The organism is Pantoea sp. GbtcB22 (assembly GCF_019091025.1).
GTDB lineage: Bacteria > Pseudomonadota > Gammaproteobacteria > Enterobacterales > Enterobacteriaceae > Pantoea > Pantoea leporis.
The window spans coordinates 200904-222158 of sequence record NZ_JAGXKB010000005.1 but is presented as its reverse complement, the minus strand read 5'-3'; the positions used below and the strand labels follow the sequence as shown (position 1 = coordinate 222158).

The window sequence follows — 21255 nt, the reverse complement described above, 5'->3', positions numbered from 1 at the left end:
ATTTATTGCGCAATATCCGCATGGGCAAGCTGCCGCCATTGATATGCGCGATTCATCGCGCCGCGACGGATTGTGCGGAATCGATACTTAATTACTCTCCGCTCAACCGCTCCAGTAATCCGCTGCGTCGCTGGGTACGCAACTGCACGGCACGGCGGAACACGCCGTCATCGCTGTACAACGTCAGCTGCTTACGCGCGCGGGTAATCGCGGTATAAATCAGCTCGCGCGTTAACACCGGCAGGAACTGCGCCGGCATCACCAACGCCGTGTGGTCAAATTCCGAACCCTGCGATTTATGCACCGTCATCGCCCACGCGGTATCGTGCGTCGGCAAGCGGCTCGGTTGCACCGCCTTGATGTTGCCATCCGGCAACGGGAAGAACACCTTCAGCAGACCTTCCTCATCAAACAACGTTATGCCGATATCGCCGTTAAACAGGCCCAATGCGCTGTCGTTACGCGTCACCATCACCGGACGTCCCTGATACCAGCGACTGCCGCCGGTTGGACGACGAATCAGCTGCAGCTGCATCAGCTTCTGCTCAATACGTTGATTCAATCCCTGCACGCCAAACGGCCCTTCACGCAGTGCGCACAGCAGCTGATATCGGCCAAACGCCGCGATAATTTCAGCAGGATCAGCGCGTTGGCGAATGAGTTTCAGGAACGGCTGATAACCGGCGGCAATCTCCGTCAGCATCGCCTGATACGCATCAGCATCCTGCAAAGGTTGACGGGTGATATCGCTGAAACCAGCCTTGAATGCCGCTTCAACCGCCTTTGCATCACCGGCGTTAACCGCTGCGGCCAGTTGGCCAATGCCGGAGTTGGCGTCAAAGCGGTAGCTTTTACGCAGCAGGCAAATCGCGTCGCGTACCGCGGGTGCGCTGCTGTCATCGATGCCCGCCACCCCGCTGCCGGTGAGCTCGCTCAGCTGCGCAGCGCGCATCGGGCTGTAACCGGCTTCGGCACAGCGACAGATATCACCGAGCACTGCGCCCGCTTCCACCGATGCCAGCTGATCGCGATCGCCGAGGAACACCACGCGCGCCTGCGCTGGCAATGCGGCAATCAAATTCGCCATCATGCCGAGATCGACCATTGAGGCTTCATCCACCACCAGCACATCCAGATGCAGCGGATTTCCGGCGTGATAGCGCAGGCGCTGTGTTTCCGGCTGCGCGCCTAACAAGCGGTGCAGCGTGGTGGCATCGGCCGGAAAGCGCTGCCGCTCCGCCTCGCTCACCGGCAACTTTTGCAGCGCCTTGCCCAGCGATTCGGTGAGACGCGCCGCCGCTTTGCCGGTTGGTGCAGCCAACTGAATACGTAACGCGCCTTCGCTAAGACGGATCAGTGCCGCCAGCAGTTTTGCCACCGTGGTGGTTTTTCCGGTTCCGGGACCGCCCGAGATCACCGCAGTTTTCTGCGTCAGCGCCACCGCAGCCGCAATCTTCTGCCAGTTATCCGGCTCGCTGCCAAACAGCTGATCCAGCACTTCCCTGACCCGTTCAGGCGCAAAAGGCTGTGCTGTCGACTGTGACTGAAAGAAGCGCGCCACCTGCCCTTCGTTGTGCCAAAGGCGATGTAGATAGAGACGATCTTCGCTCAGCACGATGGGTGCCGCGCAATCGCTGCTACTCAGTGCCGACCAGCCGGCTAAAATTGCAGGCCAATCCTGCGGTTCGCCTGCCGCTTGCCAGATGGCCTGGGCCAGCTCCGCATGGCGTCCTTTAAACAGGTTGTCGCGGCTCAGCTGTGATAACGGCAAACAGACATGCCCATCTCCCGCTTCCGCGCTCAGGCAGGCCGCCAGCAGCAAACGCGCCGGTTGCTCGTCATCAGCCAGCAGTTGAGCGAACTGGACATCCAGCGAGCGCAGCAAACGCAGCTCAGCCGCCTGTGCTAAAAGCGCGGTCATACCGCTCATGCTGTCGCTCCCGGCCCGCGAAACAGGCTATCCAGTTGTGAAATGAAGTCGAAGGTGGGACGGGTATGAAACACGCCGTTGTCTGGCGAGCTGCCGTCCATGCCACGCAGGAAGAGATAAAATACGCCGCCGAAATGCTGCTCATAATCGTAATCCGGCACGCGATGTTGTAAATAGCGGTGCAGCGCCAGCGTATAGAGCTGGTACTGCAAATCGTAGCGGTGGTCGATCATCGCCTGCGCCATTGCCTGCGGCGTATAAGCTTCATGGCTGTCACCGAGCCAGTTGGATTTATAATCCAGCAGGTAATATTTGCCCTGCCAGCGGAACACCAGGTCGATAAAGCCTTTCAGCATGCCCTGCACCTGACGGAAATCGAGCGGCGGAGCCTGCGCCGATAACGCATCCTGAGCAATCAACGCGCTCAGTTCACGCGCGGTCAGCACATTGTCAATTGGCAGATAGAATGCCATCTCCACCAAACGATCGCTGCTTTGCACCTGCGCCAGATTAATACCCTGCGCGTTAAGTGGCGTGCTCAATACACGCCTGATCCACGCACTGAGCATCGGCTGCCAGTGCAGCGGATAGCCGTTTTGCTGCAGATGTTGCGCCAGCGTCTCCTCGGAAGGCGGCTGCGGGAAATCCAGCGATTCGAACAGCTCATGCAAAAACGTTCCCGGCGCAGCACCGCGCGGGAAGTGATGGGGCGTGAGCGCCGCTTCCCCTTCCTCTTCCCGATCCTCTTCGCCGGCTGCTTCCACATCGAAATTCGGCATCACCTCAAGCAGACGGTGAGAACTGTGCTGCTGCAAACCGGAATAACTGGTGACGCGCCACGGGTCGGCCAGCACGCGCGTTACGCTTCGCGCCCCCAACTCGCTATCGGCGACCGCCTCAACCTGCCAGCGCTCGGCTTGCATATCTTCGGCCAGCACCACTTCGGTGCCCGCCGCGTCCATGTTATGCAGCAACGCGCCGAGCTGTTCGGCTGTTGCCGCTACACCGCGCTGCAACAGAAAACCGAGCGCGCTTTTATGCAAATCGCTCTCGCCCTCTTTCTTGCGCGTGCCGCGAAACAGCGGTGCCACGCCGACGCTGCAGTGATAGATCGAACGGGTCAACGCCACGTAGAGCAGGCGCAAATCCTCCGCCAGACGCTCCTGTTCGGCCAGCGCCAGGCTCTCTTCGTCGGCTTGCAGATCCAGGACCGCGTTAAAGCTCTCACGATCGTGATAGAGCGCGGTATCCGCCTCGCGGAAACCGGCGGCGAACGGCAGCCACACAAGCGGATACTGCAGCCCTTTAGATTTGTGGATGGTGACAATCTGCACCAGATGACGATCGCTCTCCAGACGCAGCTGCTGGCTGGCAGACTGGCTGTCCGGGCGCGCGATCTGCTGTGCCAGATGACGTACCAGTGCGTGCGGGCTATCGAGCTGCGCAGCCGCTTCCTGTAGCAGTTCGCCCAGATGCAGTAAATCCGTCAGACGACGCTCACCGTTCTCCGATGCCAGCAGATTTTCCGCCAGCTGGCGCTCCAGCATCATCTCGCGCAGCATCGGCAAGACGCCACGCTGCTGCCACACCAGCTGCCAGCGGGCAAAGGTATCCACCAGTTCATCCCAGCCGCGCGCATCCTGATCCAGCGCATCCAGCTGCGAGGCATCAAAAGCAAACAGCGAGGTTGCCAGCGCGGTGCGCAGCATACGCTCCTGCTCCGGCGCCAGCACCGCTTGCAACAGCCATAACAGCTCACGCGCTTCCGGCGTGGTGTAAACGCTGTCGCGATTCGACAGGTAAACCGACGGAATACCGAGCAGATTGAGTGCTTCGCGAATCAGGTTAGCTTCGTTACGGCTGCGCACTAACACAGTGATGTCAGAGGCTTGTACCGGCCGCAAATTGGGCGCTTTGCCCAGCATCGCGCGCTGCTGCTGCCCGGCCTGCAACCAGCGACTGATATCGGCCGCACACTGCTGCGCCATACGTTGTTGATAATCCCCAACGCTGCAACCTTCGCCCGGCTGCAGCCAGAAGCGTAACGCCGCTTGCTCAACCTGATCGATAGTGAGCGACAGTTGCTGGTTAGGAGGCGCAAACTGCACCGGCTGGAACGGGATCTCAGCGAACAGGAAGGGCGCGTCGAGGCGCGCAAATAGATGGTTAACGCTGTTGACCATCGCAGGCGACGAGCGCCAGTTGGTATCCAGCGTGTAGTGCGCACTGACTTCACTGCGCGCGCGGATATAGGTAAAAATATCCGCGCCACGAAAGGCGTAAATCGCCTGTTTGGGATCGCCAATCAACAGCAGCGCATGCGCTGGCTGATTGATATAAAGCGTGCGGAAAATACGGTATTGCAGCGGATCGGTATCCTGGAACTCATCAATCAGCGCCACCGGGAAACGCTGGCGAATCGCCTGAGCCAGTTGCTCACCGCTCGGCTGCTGCAGTGCTTCGTCGAGGCGGCTCAGCAGGTCATCAAAACCCAACAGTGCCTGCTGACGTTTCTCTTTGCGCACCGCAGCGCGCACCTCTACCAGCGCACGCGCAATCACCAGATCGCGCAGCGACAGCGGCTGAGCAAGGAAAGTGTCGATGGCGTCAAACACACTGTGATGCGGCGGATTGCCCTTTTTGGTCTTCTCTTCAAGCATGCGCTGACCGAAGCGCGCCAGTTCGGCGGGCACCTGATAATCACGCGTTTCGCTCTGCGCCCAAAAGCTGACTTTATTGACCCAAACCGGCAAATTCTTGCTGCTGTAGCTGCGCTTATCCACGTCAGATTGCCCCACCAGCGTCAGCACTTCGTCACCCACCGCCAGCCATTGCGCTTTCATCGCGGCGATACGTGCCAGGTTTTCGCTGTGGCGCGAAGCCAGGGTTTCACTGTCGGCAGGCGGCAGACGCAGGCTGGGCGATTCGCCTTGCAACCACGGACGCAAGGTGGAAAGCAACTGCTCCGGGCCGTTCCATTCGCTGACAATCACTCGCGCGACATCCAGCGTCAGCGGATAGCAGTGACGACGCCAGAAATCGGCAGTCGCCTGGCGCAGCAGCAGCTGTTCATCCTCAATCAGCTGCTGTTCAAACAGCATGCCGGACTCAAAGGCGTTGAGATTCAGCATGCGCTGGCAGAAGCCGTGGATGGTGAAGATGGCGGCTTCATCCATCTGTCGTTCAGCGGCCAGCAGCAGCGAAGCCGCATCGGCGGGCTGTGGAATCTCCTGCAGCAGCTGCATCAGCATCGGGTTGCCGCTGACGCCGCGCAGGCAGGCCAGCCGCAGCTCGTGAATGTTGGCGCGTATACGCCCGCGCAGTTCAGCGGTCGCGGCCTCGGTAAAGGTCACCACCAGAATCTCTTCTACCGACAACGGGCGCGAATAAGCATGTTGTCCGCCCAATCCCAGTAGCAGCCTTAGATAGAGCAGGCCGATGGTGAAGGTTTTGCCGGTGCCGGCTGAGGCCTCAATCAGACGCTCACCGCGCAGCGGCAGCGTCAGAGGATTGAGCGATTCAGGTAGCAGACTCATTGCGCATCACTCTTCACGGGCAACGACTGCTGCAACTTCTGAACCTCATCCCATGTGGTCCAGCCCGGCAGCTGGGCGTAGTCATCTTTGGTCGCGCCATCATGGCTGCCACCGATCTGCGAAATCATCGCCATGCCTTGCTGCGCTAATACCGCCTGATGGAAGAAGTCGGCCAGGCCGGCTGGCGTCAGCTGCTGAATTTGCTCAATCGCTTTTTCACGCGTATCGAAGGCAAAGTTCTGACGTTTAAAGTCACGGTTAAAGCGGTTCGCCTCTTCATCCAGCGTTTGCGGACGCTGCTTCATATCGTTGATCAGCGCCTGCTGATACTGGGCGAAATCCTCTGCTTTCATGCTGCGCAGACGCTGTTCAGCCTGCGGATAAAACGCCTGGAAGCGTTGCAGTAAAAACGCTGGCTGCTTGCTGTTACTTTGCAGCAGGAAACCGATGCCCCACTGGCGTCCGATCGGCATCTGGTAAGCAAACACCGCATAGCCGAGTTGCTCTTCGGTGCGCAACTGGTTGTAGAACCAGGGTTGAACGATCTGGCTCAGCATGGTGCTGTTGGCCATGCTTTGATATTCGCTGTAGCCCAACGGCACATACAGCGCGGCCAGCGCCGAATCAGTGCTGCTGCCGGCTTTCTGCAGATTGGCCTTCATCGCTTTATCCACCGTCACATAATCACTGTGCCAGTAGCCGTGTCCATCGCTGTGTAACTGTTGCTGCAGCTCATCGCCGAGCAGTTTCACGCGCTCTGCAGAGAGATTGCCCACCACCATCATCTCCGGGGTTGCATGATGAATCAGCGCATCGCGGTAATCGGTGACCTCTTTTAGCGTGATGTTTTTCACCAGATTGCGGCGCGTTTCACGTTGGGTGTAAGGCAGCTGCGACAACATCTGCATCGGCTGAATCGCCTGCTCAAATGCTTTGCCCTTCTCCGCCGCTTCCAGTCGATCCAGATACCAGGATTTGGCCTGTTCCAGCTGCTGCTGGTCCGGCGTAAAGGTGGCGTAACCCTCCACCAGCTTCTTCAGCAATTCCGGCAGACGTTGGGTAAACCCGCTGGCGCTAAACACGATGCCATCATCTTCCCCGGTTGAGAAACTGATGCCGCCAACCGAAGCCTGCGAATTCAATTCATCCAGCGCCAGGCTGGAGAGATAGTCATTCAACCCAAACAGCACCTGCTGGCGCGCGTCGCTGATCGCCGATTTATTGCGCAGCGCTAAGGTAATAGCGGCTTTCGGTTCGCTGGCAAACTGCTGACTTGGCATCCAGTAAATACGCATGCTGTCGCCATTGGTCAGTGCGACCGGATGATCGTAGGTTTTGCCATCGGAGGGGATAAGGGCGAAATCCGACGGAATGTAGGGATTCAGCGTGGGCATCGACAGCTGGAGCTGCGCGGCACGTTGCTGCCAGTCGCTAATTTGGGCATCGCTGATTTTGTCCACCTGATAGGGCGCATTCACAAAGTAGGCTTCTTTGTTATGCGGCTCCTGCGGACTGATGTACCAGATGCGCGCGTTCTGCGGCGTCATTTCGTCGAGACGCGTTTTGATTGCCGCGGGATCGAACTGATCGGCCAGATAAGGCGCATCCAGCGTGTGCTCAACCGGCACCCGCAGCATGGTATCCACCAGCCACTCGATGTAATCCATATCACGGGTAATTGATGGGTAGCGGAAATCCAGCGCCAGCACGTGGGAGACTTCATCGAAGTACTCTTTACTGATGCCTTTGGTGCGCAGCATATCAAGGTAGTTGAACACCGCAGCCACCACTTCATCGCGCTGCGCCAGACCTTTGTCGGTTAACGACACGCTGATAGCGAAGACGCCGCTGTTGCGCTCGGTCATCGGGTCTGCACCGGCGCTGACGCCATCCGCCAGCCCTTGCTTTTGCAGCCAGTCGTTGAGGGTGTTTTTGCTGCGATTGCCCAGAATGTAGCTGATCAGCGTATCGGTTTTACTGCGGAACTGGCCGCTGTTGTTCGGGATGCGGAACTCAATTTTCAACTGCTTGCGCGGCTGTGCGGGCACGTAATGGATAATGATGCCCTTCTGCGCGTCGGTCACTACCGGCACGTCAATCTCTGGCACCGTCGTTTGATGATTAGCCACGCGACCAAAGGTTTTTGCCGCAATGTCGGCCATCTCTGGCAGCGGTTTGTTGCTGTAAATCACCGCCTTCATCAGATTGGCGGAGTAGTGGCTGTGATAAAAATCGGTCAGCGCCTGATGCAATTTGCTGTCCGGCTTGTCACTCAACGTATCAAGGTTGCCACCGGAATAGCGCGAGCCGGGATGCGCAGGGTTGAGAGTTTCTGCACCCACCTGTGCCATACGCAAGCCATCGCGTGAGCGAGCCATGGTCAGTTCTGCGTTAACCGCATGGCGTTCACGATCGGCATTAACCGGATCGAGCAGCGGTTCAGCAATCGCATCGGCCAGACGATCAACTGCGGGCTGCAACGCGCTGTTTTCCACTTCCAGATAGAACGCCGTGCGATACGACGCGGTGCTGGCATTGTGGCTGCCACCATTTTTTTTCAGGAATTCGGCGAGATTATCAGGCTGCGGATAACGCTTTGAGCCCATTAACACCATGTGTTCGAGATAGTGCGCCAGACCCAGCTGCTGATTAGGATCATCCAGCGAACCGATCGGTAAGGTCAGCGCCGCCAGCGATTTAGGCGCTTCGGCATCCGAGACCAGCAGCACGGTCATACCGTTGTTTAACGTAATCGCCTGATAACGGCGTGGATCGTGATCGCTTTTACGAATGGTGTCATTGATGGGTTGCCAGCCGCGATCGGTATCGGCAAAGGCATTCAGCGCTAACGTGCTCAGCAGCAGCGCTCCAATCCAGCGTGCGTAAATCCGCATTTAAACCCCTTACATTACCCTTTTCCGCTGGCTGTGTGCCCAGCGGTGAAATAGACAAACTTTCTTATCGTGTCAGGAACAACCTCAAACGAGGTCGTATCCCCATGCTATTCATCATTCTGATGCGCCAGGCGCACCGGCAAATACCATTGGCGTGCGGCGGCAGTAATCGCCTGCACGGCATCATCGTCCAAAGACCGACTCAGGCGTTGCAGATAGGGATCGCTGCCCTCGCCTTCCACCTGGAAACCACCCTGCCAGGCTTGCAGCAATTTGTTAAGTGCCTTTTTCTGCGTGGCTTCGTCTTCCAGCAACTGCTGCGACTTGCTATCAAAGCTGGCTTCCAGCCAGGCTCCGCCGGATTTATTCAGCAGCATCAGCGGCTCGACTAATCCAGCCTGGTAACCCGCAACATACGCATGCAGAAGCGACAGCGCCTGTTCAGCAGGCAGCGCCGCGAAGCGCCAGTGACTCTGTTTACGGCCGTACATGCGGCTTTCACCGCTGCCGCCCAACGCGCAATACACCAGATGTTCCAGCCATAGCAGCAGACCATCGTTCATGTTCAGCACGCCCGGACGCCAGCGCAGCAGGCCATCAGCTTGCACCTGCGTCAGCCAGCCGGTCAATTGCACTGCGCCGATCGTCAGATTGATTTCCCAACTTTCAGCGGGCTGGCGTTGACCACTCACCTCGGCGGCCACTTCCTGCATCTCTTCGGTTTGGCTCTGCCAGAAAAGTTCCCCGAACGCGCCATAAGGCAGATTGCCTGCGGCGCGGTGACGCGCATACAGCTGCGCCGGATCGTCACCGTTGACCAGCGTATTCAGCAATTGCGCGTTGATTTGGTAGCGTTCCAGGCTGTCAGGCGCGAACGGTTCACTGTCGGGCAGCTCGCTCTCTTCCATCCAGAAAGCCACCCCCAAGCGCTGCTGAAACCAGGCGCGCACCGGATGGCGCCAGAAGCGCAGCAGTTGCTCCAGCGATAAGGTTTCTATCGGTGCAGGCAGCAAGGGCTGCACAAAATCCGGCTGTGCCACGCCGCTGCCGGTGGCTGCAGGCAACCACTCCGCAGCAAAGCTTTGCCCGTGTGCGCCCGGCTGGAAGTTCTCTGCGGCAAACGGCATGCGGCTATGCAGCTTTTGCAGATGTTCACGCACGCGCTGCTCGCTGATATCGGGTTCAAGCGCTTCATCACCCGGCAGACAGAAGCTCTGCCCCAGGTAATCAACCAGCTCGCTCACTAATACCGATGGATAGCGCTCGGTGTTGTCCTGAATCGCCCGGCCGATGTAACTGATATAGAGCTGCTGCTGCGCCGAGATCAGCGCTTCAAGGAACAGATAGCGATCATCATCGCGGCGGCTACGGTCGCCTTTGCGCATCTGTTGCTGCATCAGGTCGAAACCCAGCGGTGCTAAGGTGCGCGGATAGACGCCATCGTTCATGCCCAGCAAACACACCACTTTGAAGGGAATCGAACGCATCGGCATCAGCGTACAGAAGTTGATGGGACCGGCGAGGAAACGCTGGCTGATACGCTGTTGATCGAGGCGTGAACGCAGCTCATCACGCAGCAGCGTAACCGGAATCGGCTGTTGATAGGCCGCCTGCATGCCCTGCTCGATAATCTGTTTCCACTGCGTTTCCACCAGCAGCAGCGCGGCTTCACTTTCGGCGTCTCCGCTAAAGAAGCACTCAATCAGCTCACGACACAGCGGCTGCCACTCCGCTAACGTGCGCTCTTCTGCCAGACGCGCACGCCACTCTTCGAGTCGCGATAGCAGTTCAGCCAGATGCCCCGCCAGCTCAGCGATCAAACCGCTGGATTCGTCATACGGCAGGATCCCTTGCCAGTCGCCGTTGCGGCTCTCCAGCGCATAGCCGAGCAGCATACGCTGCAGGCCGAAGCGCCAGGTGTGTTGTCCGGTTACCGGCAGCGCCAGCGCTTCCACGCTGGCATCGTCCAGTCCCCAGCGAATGCCGGATTCCATCACCCAGCGGCGCAGCAGGCGCAGCCCGCTTTCATCCACCGAGAAGCGCTGCGCTAATGCGGGAACCTCAAGCAGCGCCAGCACATCTTCGGAGGCAAAGCGACTTTCAGGCAGCGACAGCAAGCTGAGCAGCGCCAAAATTGCCGGGTGCGCCTGACTGGCGCGTCGGTCGGAAATGGCGAACGGCAAATAGCGTTCGCTCGGCGCGCTGGCAAAAGCGGCCTGAATAAAAGGGGCGTAGCTGTCGATATCCGCCACCATCACGATGATGTCGCGTGGCTTGAGTTCGGGATGGGCTTCCATCAGCGTGAGCAGATGATCCTGCAGCACTTCAACTTCACGCTGGGCGCTGTGGCACACCTGCAGCGTGATTGAGCGATCTTCAGGGTCAAGCAGGCGTTTTTCGGCGCTGTTCGCCAGCTCACCGGCGTTGAGGCCAATGACCGCTTTATCGTCCAGATTGAGCAGATCCGCTTGCACGCTGTGCAGCAGATTGTCTTGAGGCACCTCGACGAAAGCATCAATGTCGTTGGCGGCGGATTCCATCTGGCTCAGCAGAAACAGGTTATCGCGCCCCAGCTTGCCCCATGACGCCAGCAGCGGATTGGTCAGCTGCTGCTCGCCGATATCGTTAAACAATGCTGACGCGCTAGCCGGATCGCGGAACAGCGGCTGCAGCTCATCCGACTGGATGCGGCGGCGCTGGCGGCTTTGCAGCTTCGCCAAAAAGGCATAATCCTGAATGTCGCCCCAATAGTGACGGCAGGGATTGGTGAACAGCAGATGGATATCAATGTGACGGCCCAGCGCTTCTAACGCCTGCAAATAAACCGGCGGCAGCGCGGAGATACCGCAAATAAACACGCGCTGCGGCAAGCCCGGCGGCGGCATTTGCGCCTGTTCCAGCTTTTGGATAAAGCGCGCATAGAGGTTGGCGCGATGCCACATCGGCTGACCCAGGCTTTCGGTAAAGTTAACCAGATCGCACCACAGCAGCGCCTGCCACTGCTGCGATTCGCCTAAGCCATCAATCCGTTCACCGCGCTCCCAGCTGTTGAGCCAGTCCGAGCGATACACCAGATATTGGTCAAACAGATCGGCAACACGGGCGCTGAGCTGATACAGCTTGCGCTTGTCGTCGTCATCATTGAGGTAGTGACGCAGCGGCTGGAAAGCGTCCTGCTCCAGCAAAGTTGGCAAGCGATGCATCAGCTTCCAGCTCATGCTGGCCTTGGTGAAGGCGCTCTCTTCAGGAATATCGGGCAGCACCTTAACGAACATGTTCCAGATGAAGCTCGCAGGCAGCGGGAAATCAATGTTGGCGGCAATGCCGAAACTGTTAGCCAGTTCCATTTGCAGCCACTGCGCCATGCCTGGGCTTTGTACCAGCACCTGTTCAGCCGCCAGCGGATCGGTCAGCGGTTGATTTTCAATCAGAATACCTGCCAGATTTTTCAACAGATCAAGCTGATTAGAGTGATAGACCCGGAACATATTTCTCCTAAACACAAGACAACAACGCAGCCGAGCCACTCTACCGTTTATCACCTGCGATGCCTACCGCTAGTGGCAATTGAGCTGCGCCAGTGAGGCGGAACGCTGCTGTGGCCCCGTGACCGTGACGCGCTCCAGCGTGCAGCCGCCCGCCAGGCTCTGCTGCTGGCGCTGACTCTGCCATCCCTCAACGTCACGGCCAAGCAGCGCCTGGCCGGCAACGCGCCACGCCTGACGCTGCTGCCACTGCTGGCTAAACCCCAGCGCCAGCGCGCGATGATATTGCAGCAATGTGCTGATGGTCATCGCCAGCAACAGCATCGCCACCAGCGTTTCCGCCAGGCTAAAGCCCTGCTGCTTCTGGCTGGCACAGCGCCGGCTGCGACAGCGGGCAGTAATCGATCCAGCCATGCGCTTGCGGCTGGGGTTGCGTGTTGGGGATGGATACCCAACGATAGAGCCACAGCGCGCGCCCTTCTCCATGTCCCGATAACAACGCATTGTCATCCTCCATTCGTAGCAGGCAGCTTTGCCACTGTTCTGCTGTCCATTGCTGACATTGCCAGCCGGTGGCCTGCGGCCAGTTTTGCACGCTGCCCCACATTAACGCCGCCTGCGCCTGCCAGAAATCCTGACTGTGCAGCTGCTCATCAGCCACTAACACCATGCCTTGCGAGAGCTGCGTTCGCGTGGCGTGTAGCGTCAATCCGCCCATCAGTAACATCATCAGCACCATGCCCAGCGTGCTATTGCCGCGCTGCTTCACAGATTGATTCCTTCCATCCAGCTTGCCAGCTCTACGCTTTGGCTGTTGGCGTGTCCCGCCAGTTGCAGCACCAGACGCGATCCCTGCCGTTCAAGCTTGAAGGTATCGATGGTGAGAAACGCCGGATCGGAGAGTTTCTCCCAGCCGCTGCTGTTGCACTCATCCACGCCACGCTGCATTTCAAGCTGTCCGCTGCGCAGCCGATAGCCGTAATAGTCACTTTCGCTGTGGCCCACGCCTTCCCAGCGCCCGTTGCTGTTCTCATCCCAGCGCAGTAAAACGCAGCTGCCGCTGGCGGCAATCGTTAGCGCCGAACCGCTGCACTGGCCGTGGCAATAGCCGGCTCGGCGCAGCGCTTTTTGCAGCGTATTGGCGATCTGCTGCAGCTCCTGCTGTAACTGCACGCGCTGTTGCAGGCGCAGATTCTGCTCCAGCAGCAGCGGTAAAAATCGCCCGACGCTGATCATCAGCACCGCGCCAATCGCCATGGCAATCAGCATCTCCAGCAGGCTGAATCCGCGTTGCGCTATTCGCATCCTTTCTCTCCCGGCTGACAGGCACGGATGCGCGCTCTGGCGGAGATAATTAAGCGCCAGCGTCCCGCCGCACTGGCGAGATCGATGCTGCCAGGACGCGCGACATCACGCCGACCGTAAAAACCGACGTCACCATTGATGCCGACAAGGCGCACGCTGTCGTGCGGCGGTTTAAATAACCAGCGCGAGGGCAGTGCGCAGCCTTCTGCAGGTTTAGGTCCCGCCCCAAGACAGCCGTTTTCACCGCTCTGTACCCACAGCGTGAGATCGCGGTTGTGCCAGTTAGCATGGGCGCGCAAGCGCAGAAGAAATCCCTGCAGTTGCAGTACGCTGTCGCGCAGCTGTTGATATTGCTGCCAGCGCTGCCAACCTTGCAGCGCGCCGACGCTAAGTATGCCGGCGATCACCATCACCAATAACAGTTCGGGCAAAGTGAAGCCGTGGTTATCGTTTCTGTTCATGGCGGGTAATGTGCCCAGCATCATGAAGTTCAACAAGGGAGAGAAATCGACGTTGGGAAACGTTGCGCAGGAAATCGAGGAGAGGTGCAGAGAGATACAGCGTTTTGTGAGACAGATTCAGGATTAAGGTGCGATTTGGGCGTGGTCGCCATGAATGGCGACCTTGCGGGAGTGGCGTTAAATGGCGACGGGCGCTTTTATGGCTGGATGCGGATCGTAGCCTTCAATCTCGAAATCATCGAACTGATAATCGAAGATAGAAGCCGGTTTACGCTTGATTACCAGCTTCGGTAACGGGCGCGGCTCACGCGTTAATTGCAGGCGCGCCTGCTCTAAATGGTTGCTGTACAGATGCGTATCGCCACCGGTCCAGACAAAATCGCCCACTTCAAGATCGCACTGCTGCGCCACCATATGCACCAGCAGCGCATAGCTGGCGATGTTGAATGGCAGCCCCAGGAAGATATCGCACGAGCGCTGATAGAGCTGGCAAGAGAGCTTGCCGTTGGCCACGTAGAACTGGAAGAAGGCGTGGCAAGGCGCCAGAGCCATGTGATCCAGCTCGCCCACGTTCCATGCCGAGACAATGATGCGACGCGAATCGGGGTCACGCTTCAGCTGCTCAATCACTTTACCGATTTGATCAATCTCTTCACCCGAGGCGCTGCCCCAGCTGCGCCACTGCTTGCCGTAGACCGGGCCAAGATCGCCGTTCTCATCGGCCCATTCGTCCCAGATGGTGACCTTGTTCTCTTTCAGGTAACCGATGTTGGTCTCACCTTTCAGGAACCACAACAGCTCATGAATGATCGAGCGCAGGTGCACTTTCTTGGTGGTGACCAGCGGAAAACCGTCCTGCAAATTGAAACGCATCTGGTGGCCAAAGATGGAGAGCGTGCCGGTGCCGGTACGGTCGGCCTTTTCTGCGCCTTCATTCAGCACATGTTGCATTAGGTCCAGATACTGTTTCATTTTACCTCACGAGTTTGTTGCTGCGGGCGACGACGATACGCCCAGATCATCATAATTACACCGGCCAGAATCATTGGGATCGACAGAATCTGTCCCATGCTGACGCCGCCTTCAAACAGGCCAAGCTGCGCATCCGGCTGACGGAAGAACTCCACGATGATGCGGAATGCGCCGTAGCCGATCAGGAACAGGCCCGAGACGCTGCCCATGGGGCGCGGCTTGCGAATGAATAGGTTGAGAATGATGAACAGCACGATGCCTTCGAGGCACAGCTCATACAGCTGCGACGCATGACGCGGCAGCACGCCGTAGGTGTTCAACAATTCCTGGTACTGCGGATTGTTGGCTGCCAGCGCGATGTCTTCGCTGCGTGAACCGGGGAACAACATCGCGTATTTGAAATCAGGCGCCACGCGGCCCCACAGTTCGCCGTTGATGAAGTTACCGAGACGACCGGCACCCAAACCAAACGGGATCAGCGGTGCAATGAAATCCGCTACCTGGAAGAAAGTGCGCTTGGTACGGCGTGCGAAAATCAGCATCACCACAATCACACCAATCAGGCCGCCGTGGAACGACATGCCGCCATCCCAGACCTTAAACAGATACAGCGGATTCTCAAGGAACAACGGCAGGTTGTAGAACAACACATAGCCGATACGTCCACCGAGGAATACGCCGAGGAAGCCCGCATACAGCAGGTTTTCCACTTCCTCTTTTTTCCAGCCGCTGCCAGGTTTGTTGGCGCGTCGCGTCGCCAGCCACATAGCAAATACAAAGCCCACCAGATACATCAAGCCGTACCAGTGAAGCGAAACCGGTCCGATAGAGAAAATTACCGGATCGAATTGGGGAAACGAAATGTAGCCGTCAGTCATCTTTCACCATCATTTTTCTACCCTGAAACGGGACAATAAAAGGCTGCGCATGATAGCACAGCCACTTTTTTTACAGGTCGTGAAGTTGTAAACGTTAACGCCCGCCGCGAATCAAACCGCCTAAACCACGGCGCTCCATAAAGGTGGAGACCAGATGGCGCACTTCCGAGGCGGTATGCGCGGCCAGTCCATGCTCGCTGAGCTTCTGCGCCTCTTCAAAATCGAGATGGCGCAGCAGATATTTTACCCGCGGCACGTTCTTGCCGTTCATGCTGAGATGGTGATATCCCATGCCCACTAACAGCGCGACACACATTGGATCGCCAGCCATTTCACCACACAAACAGAGCTCCAGCTTGGCCTGGCGGGCTTCGCTGGCAATCGTGTGCAGCGCCCGCAGCATCGCCGGATGCAGCGAATCATACAGGTTCGCCACGCGCGTGTTGTTGCGATCAACCGCCAGCAGATATTGCGTCAAATCGTTGGTGCCAACCGAGACAAAATCGACGCGATCCGCCAGATGCGGGATCATAAACAACATCGACGGCACTTCAATCATGATGCCAATGCGCGGCTTGGGAATCACATAGCCGAGCATCTCTTCCACTTCGCGGCCAGCGCGATCGATCAGACGACGCGCATCATCGATCTCATCGATATGGCTGATCATCGGCAGCAGAATGCTCAGGTTGCCGGACGCCACGTTGGCACGCAGCATGGCGCGCACCTGTACCAGGAAGATTTCCGGCTGATCGAGCGTTAAGCGAATGCCACGCCAGCCAAGGCACGGATTCTCTTCGCTGATCGGCATGTACGGCAGCTGTTTATCCGCGCCGACATCCAGCGTACGCAGCGTCACCGGTTTGTCGTAGAACAGCTGCAGCATGCCCTGATACTGCGCCACCTGCTCCTCTTCGGACGGGAAGCCGTTGTGCAGCATGAACGGTATTTCGGTGCGATACAGGCCAATGCCATCCACCCAGTTATCCAGCGCCTGCTCGTGTTCCGGGCTGAGGCCGGCATTCAGCATCACCTGAACGCGCTCACCGCTTTTCAGCTCGCCGGGCTGCTCGACCACGCCTTCGGCCATTTTGCTCAGCGCGTTCTCTTCGCTGATTAAGCGCTGATACTCCTGCACCAGTACCGGTTCCGGATCGATCAGTACTTCGCCGCGATAACCGTCAACAATCAGTAAGCGTTTGTTAAGCTGCGCTGGCAGAATATCCGCGCCCATCACGGTGGGAATGCCCATCGCGCGCGTCAAAATCGCCGCATGCGAGTTGGCGGCACCGTCGCGCACCACCACGCCCGCCAGACGCTCCTGCGGCAATTCAGCCAGCGTGGTGGCAGTGAGTTCATCCGCGACTAACACAAAACGCTCCGGCCAGGCATTGGTGCCGACCAGCGAATCATCGAGGTGGAACAGCAGACGTTGACCGAGCACGCGCAGATCGCCAGCGCGCTCGCGTAAATATTGATCCTGCAGGTTGGCGAACTGCTCGGCGAACTTCTCGATCACCGTTTTAACCGCCCACTCCGCGACCGATCCGCGCTCGATCTCATCAAACAGATCCTTTTTCAGCCGCGCATCGGTAAGCAGGTGCGAATAGAGATCGAAGATCGCCGCGCTCTCTTTCTGCACGCTGGCAGCAAAGCGTTTGCTGAAACGGCGGAATTCGTTGCCGGCCTCGCCCATCGCCAGCACCAGGCGCTCGCGTTCGCGCTGCACGTCAAGCGTGGACGCAGCGGAAACCTGATCGAGCAGCGGCTGAGTTTCATCCACCCAACCCGGCGCGACCGCCACACCCGGCGCAGCGGCAATCGCTTTTACCCGCGTCTGACGGAATTGACCAAACAGTTGACCGAGCTGCGACTGCGACAGCAATCCCGCCATTTGCGTGGCGAGCGTGACGAGGAATGACTCTTCGCTTTCATCAAACTGACGGTGTTCGCGCTGCTGGATAACCAACACGCCAAGCAGCTGGCGGCGGCTGATAATCGGCACGCCGAGGAAGGAGCGATAACGCTCCTCTTTAACGGAAGGAATGTATTTGAAGCTGGGATGGCTTTGCGCGTCGGCGAGGTTGATCGGCTCGGCTAAGCGTCCAACGAGGCCAACAATGCCTTCGTCAAACGCCAGCGTGACCGTACGACCACGCGGCTTTTTTAGCCCGCGTGTCGCCATCAGGTAGTAGCAACGACGATCGTGATCGGCGAGATAAACCGAGCAAACCTCGGTTTCCATCGCAAGGCAAATTTCGTTTACCAGAATGTCGAGTGCTTCATTCAGACGTGGAGCACTCGCCACTTTCTCTACTATTTCGCGTAACTGAGTGAGCATAAAGGGCGTGGCCTATCCTCTTTTACGTCGTTGGGCGGCATTATTACGCTGCCCCGCACTCTCCTGCATAGACATCACTACGCCCGCGAATTCTTTCATTACGCGGCGATATACATCGCGCTTGAAAGAGACCACCTGACGTACCGGATACCAGAAGCTAACCCAGCGCCAACCATCAAACTCGGGCGTGCTGCTGTGCTGCACATTGATTTCCGCGTCACTGCACATCAACTGCAGAAGAAACCACTTTTGTTTCTGGCCGATACACACCGGCTTTGTGTCCCAACGCACCAAACGTTTTGGCAACTTGTAGCGTAACCAGTTTCGGGTTGAAGCAAGTATTCGAACATCTTTGCGGTGTAAACCCACTTCTTCGAACAGCTCGCGATACATCGCCTGTTCAGCAGTTTCACCCGGATTGATGCCTCCCTGAGGAAATTGCCAGGAGTGCTGTCCAAAGCGCCTGGCCCACAACACTTGTCCTTGCCTGTTACAGATTACGATACCAACATTCGGGCGGTAGCCATCATCATCGATCACTGGACTACCTCAAAGCTAAATTTGAATAGCCTGATTGTTTCACACTCCTTACAGGCGGTAAACCACTGGATAGCGGGCCGCAGGCGGAATAAAAACAGGATAACTCACAGAGATTAGCCAAGTTATAAACAGATGCCCCCATTTATCGGCGATCTTATTCACCTTTTCTGTGGATAGCTTTGTGCAGAACACGGGAATGAATTGAATAACCCCTTCGGATAAATCTCATCACCCAACATAACAATACGCAAAAAAATCATCATATTCATCGGGATATGACTTATTAACCGTTAAATCGTTACCAGGATCCGTAGTTATACTCCGCTCAGTTTTTTCGATCGGTTAAAGATCCATCACCGACGTTTTTATCCACAGAGAATGCCCTAAACCTGGTCAAAGAAAGGAAAAAAAGCGTTCAAAACGCGAAAGTCAAGGCTGTAAATGGAAACAGGGGTATGGACAAAAGGGTGTTACCCCACTTTTCTGTGGATAACCAGGTTCAACACCTGTTCATTGTCGATAACAAGCTGGGATAACCGGGCCATATCACTGGATCGTCCCATTCTATTGAAATAAAAAAGCATGCTGAATCATGCTATTATCACCTTTATCCAACTAACTGCCATGTGGACAAACCCGGCTCGCGCTTACTGTTCACTCTTTAACCAATGTGAGTTTTAGCATGCACCCCTCACCGTTATTGCCATCGCCACCTGAAAACGAAGCGGAATTACTGCAGCGCGCACAGCAGCTGGCGGGACAGACCTTTGCCGCGCTGGCGGCGCAGATTAACCTGCCGATTCCGGCAGATTTGAAACGCGACAAAGGCTGGGTTGGCATGCTGTTAGAGCTGCATTTGGGTGCCAGCGCTGGCAGCAAAGCCGAGCAGGATTTCGCCCATCTCGGCATTGAGCTGAAAACGATTCCGGTAGATGCGCAGGGCAAACCGCTGGAGACCACCTTCGTGTGCGTCGCGCCGTTAACCGGCAATAGCGGCGTAACCTGGCAAACCAGCCATGTGCGGCACAAACTGGCGCGGGTGCTGTGGATCCCGATCGAAGGCGATCGTGCTTTGCCGCTGGCCGAGCGCCGCGTCGGTTCGCCGCTGCTGTGGCATCCGAGTGCAGAAGAGGAGCAACAGCTGCGCGAAGACTGGGAAGAGTTGATGGATATGATTGTGCTCGGTCAGGTGGAGCGCATCACCGCACGTCACGGTGCCTGGCTGCAAATCCGCCCTAAAGCCGCCAACAGCAAAGCGTTGACCGAAGCGATTGGCGAACACGGCGAGCCAATCATGACGCTGCCGCGCGGCTTTTATCTGAAGAAAAGCTTCACCGGTCCGCTTTTGGCGCGACATTTTTTACTGTAAATGCATATTGCTGCCGATAATTTTAGGAATGATGCGATTACTCCTAACGACGAAAGCATTTATTACTACACTTTTGCTGTTGAAGTCGCGAGAAGGAGATAAGAATGAAAGGGTTGGTGAGTGCAGTAGGTTTAACCTTGGTGACGCTGTTATTGAGTGGTTGTAGCAGTGATTACGTCATGGCGACCAAAGATGGCCGCATGATCATGACAGATGGCAAACCCGCCATCGATAAAGAGACCGGATTGGTACAGTACACCGATGAGCAAGGCCATCAGATGCAGATCAATGGTGACGAGGTTTCAACCATCATTGAGCGTTAAGTGCCAAATTGCCCTGCCTGCACGCGTTTTCCCCTTGTGCAGGCGATTTCCCGAACTTTCCCCTCTTCCTTCCGCGCCGCTTCACACGCTATAGTCCCAAAGGACACAACATTCCCTTGCATAATGAAAAAAGGATGCCGGCACATGCACTATCACCGTATTCCCCATAGCACGCTGGAAGTGAGTCAGCTGGGGCTTGGAACCATGACGTTTGGTGAGCAGAACAGCGAAGCCGACGCCCACGCACAACTTGATTACGCGGTTAGCAGTGGCATCAACCTGATTGATACCGCAGAAATGTATCCGGTGCCGCCGCGCCCGGAAACCCAGGGATTAACCGAACAATACATTGGTAGCTGGCTGAAGAAGCGCGGCAGCCGTGACAAAATCATCCTCGCCAGCAAAGTAGCCGGTCCGGTACGCGGCGCGGATGCGTCGATTCGCCCGAATCAGGCGCTGGATCGCAAAAACATTCGTGAAGCGCTGGATGCCAGCCTGAAACGCCTGAACACCGATTATCTCGATCTCTATCAGCTGCACTGGCCGCAGCGTCAGACCAACTACTTCGGCAAGCTGGGTTATCAATACACCGATTCCAGCGTGCCGGTGACGCTGCTGGAGACGCTGGAAGCGCTGACCGAACAGGTGCGCGCCGGTAAGATTCGCTACATTGGCGTGTCGAACGAAACTGCGTGGGGCGTGATGCGTTATCTGCAGTTGGCAGAAAAGCATGAGCTGCCGCGTATCGTCACCATCCAGAATCCGTACAGCCTGCTGAACCGCAGCTTCGAGGTGGGTTTAGCGGAGATCAGCCAGCATGAAGGCGTCGAGTTGCTGGCGTATTCCAGCCTGGCGTTTGGTACGTTGAGTGGTAAATACCTGAACGGTGCGAAACCCGCCGGTGCGCGCAATACGCTGTTTAGTCGCTTTACCCGCTACAGCGGCGATCAGTCTCAGCAGGCGATTGCAGCCTATGTTGCGCTGGCGCAGAAACACAATATGGATCCGTCGCAGATGGCGCTGGCGTATGTGCGTCAACAGCCGTTTGTCGCCAGCACCTTGCTGGGCGCCACCACACTGGAGCAGCTGAAGATTAACGTTGAGAGTTTCAATCTGACGCTGAATGCCGAGGTGTTAGAGGAACTGGAAGCGATTCATCGCCAGTTTACCTATCCAGCGCCATAAATCGCACCACACCGTAGCGGCGCGATTTATCGCGCG

The 21255-nt window shown here is 57.3% G+C and carries 15 protein-coding genes; 3 read left to right on the top strand and 12 right to left on the bottom strand.

Annotated features, from left to right (window positions below; translation table 11 throughout):
* Window positions 1-91: 91 nt before the first annotated feature.
* From recD to rppH, 12 genes are all read right to left on the bottom strand, one after another.
* Window positions 92-1930 carry an exodeoxyribonuclease V subunit alpha gene (gene recD / locus KVT28_RS17255; protein WP_217549460.1) on the bottom strand — a complete coding sequence of 613 codons (1839 nt, stop codon included), beginning with the start codon at window positions 1928-1930 and terminating at the stop codon, window positions 92-94.
* A complete protein-coding gene (gene recB / locus KVT28_RS17250; protein WP_217549458.1) occupies window positions 1927-5466 on the bottom strand; it encodes an exodeoxyribonuclease V subunit beta in 3540 nt (1179 codons plus the stop codon). The genes recD and recB overlap by 4 nt, the downstream gene beginning before the upstream one ends.
* The gene (gene ptrA, locus KVT28_RS17245; RefSeq protein ID WP_217549456.1) at window positions 5463-8360 is read right to left on the bottom strand and encodes a pitrilysin; all 2898 of its coding nucleotides are present in this window, start codon (window positions 8358-8360) and stop codon (window positions 5463-5465) included. Before ptrA ends, recB begins: the two co-directional genes overlap by 4 nt.
* Window positions 8361-8467: 107 nt before the next feature.
* Window positions 8468-11848 carry an exodeoxyribonuclease V subunit gamma gene (gene recC / locus KVT28_RS17240; RefSeq protein ID WP_217549454.1) on the bottom strand — a complete coding sequence of 1127 codons (3381 nt, stop codon included), beginning with the start codon at window positions 11846-11848 and terminating at the stop codon, window positions 8468-8470.
* 69 nt (window positions 11849-11917) lie between these two features.
* Window positions 11918-12259 (bottom strand): prepilin-type N-terminal cleavage/methylation domain-containing protein, encoded by a 342-nt coding sequence (locus KVT28_RS17235; protein WP_110867962.1) that lies wholly within the window; start codon window positions 12257-12259, stop codon window positions 11918-11920.
* Entirely contained in the window at window positions 12192-12614 is a 423-nt protein-coding gene (locus KVT28_RS17230) for a DUF2509 family protein (protein WP_192236492.1), read from the bottom strand. The genes KVT28_RS17235 and KVT28_RS17230 overlap by 68 nt, the downstream gene beginning before the upstream one ends.
* Entirely contained in the window at window positions 12611-13150 is a 540-nt protein-coding gene (locus tag KVT28_RS17225) for a prepilin peptidase-dependent protein (protein WP_217549452.1), read from the bottom strand. The genes KVT28_RS17230 and KVT28_RS17225 overlap by 4 nt, the downstream gene beginning before the upstream one ends.
* Entirely contained in the window at window positions 13141-13611 is a 471-nt protein-coding gene (locus KVT28_RS17220) for a prepilin-type N-terminal cleavage/methylation domain-containing protein (protein WP_192236490.1), read from the bottom strand. The genes KVT28_RS17225 and KVT28_RS17220 overlap by 10 nt, the downstream gene beginning before the upstream one ends.
* A gap of 177 nt (window positions 13612-13788) precedes the next feature.
* Window positions 13789-14583: a thymidylate synthase gene (thyA, locus tag KVT28_RS17215; protein WP_217549450.1), complete on the bottom strand. Its 795-nt coding sequence runs from the start codon at window positions 14581-14583 to the stop codon at window positions 13789-13791.
* Window positions 14580-15461 carry a prolipoprotein diacylglyceryl transferase gene (lgt, locus tag KVT28_RS17210; RefSeq protein ID WP_008109262.1) on the bottom strand — a complete coding sequence of 294 codons (882 nt, stop codon included), beginning with the start codon at window positions 15459-15461 and terminating at the stop codon, window positions 14580-14582. Before lgt ends, thyA begins: the two co-directional genes overlap by 4 nt.
* A gap of 94 nt (window positions 15462-15555) precedes the next feature.
* Entirely contained in the window at window positions 15556-17802 is a 2247-nt protein-coding gene (gene ptsP, locus KVT28_RS17205) for a phosphoenolpyruvate--protein phosphotransferase (protein WP_110867966.1), read from the bottom strand.
* A gap of 12 nt (window positions 17803-17814) precedes the next feature.
* Window positions 17815-18342 (bottom strand): RNA pyrophosphohydrolase, encoded by a 528-nt coding sequence (gene rppH, locus KVT28_RS17200; protein WP_007890933.1) that lies wholly within the window; start codon window positions 18340-18342, stop codon window positions 17815-17817.
* A 682-nt stretch (window positions 18343-19024) separates the two neighbouring features.
* On the opposite strand from rppH, the gene mutH reads away from it, so the two are divergent.
* The 3 genes from mutH (at window position 19025) to KVT28_RS17185 (ending at window position 21219) form a co-directional block, all read left to right on the top strand.
* Entirely contained in the window at window positions 19025-19711 is a 687-nt protein-coding gene (mutH, locus tag KVT28_RS17195; protein ID WP_217549448.1) for a DNA mismatch repair endonuclease MutH, read from the top strand.
* A gap of 104 nt (window positions 19712-19815) precedes the next feature.
* Window positions 19816-20034 carry a YgdI/YgdR family lipoprotein gene (locus KVT28_RS17190; RefSeq protein WP_101761992.1) on the top strand — a complete coding sequence of 73 codons (219 nt, stop codon included), beginning with the start codon at window positions 19816-19818 and terminating at the stop codon, window positions 20032-20034.
* Between the two features lie 144 nt (window positions 20035-20178).
* Window positions 20179-21219: an NADP(H)-dependent aldo-keto reductase gene (locus KVT28_RS17185; protein ID WP_110867968.1), complete on the top strand. Its 1041-nt coding sequence runs from the start codon at window positions 20179-20181 to the stop codon at window positions 21217-21219.
* Window positions 21220-21255: the final 36 nt, after the last annotated feature.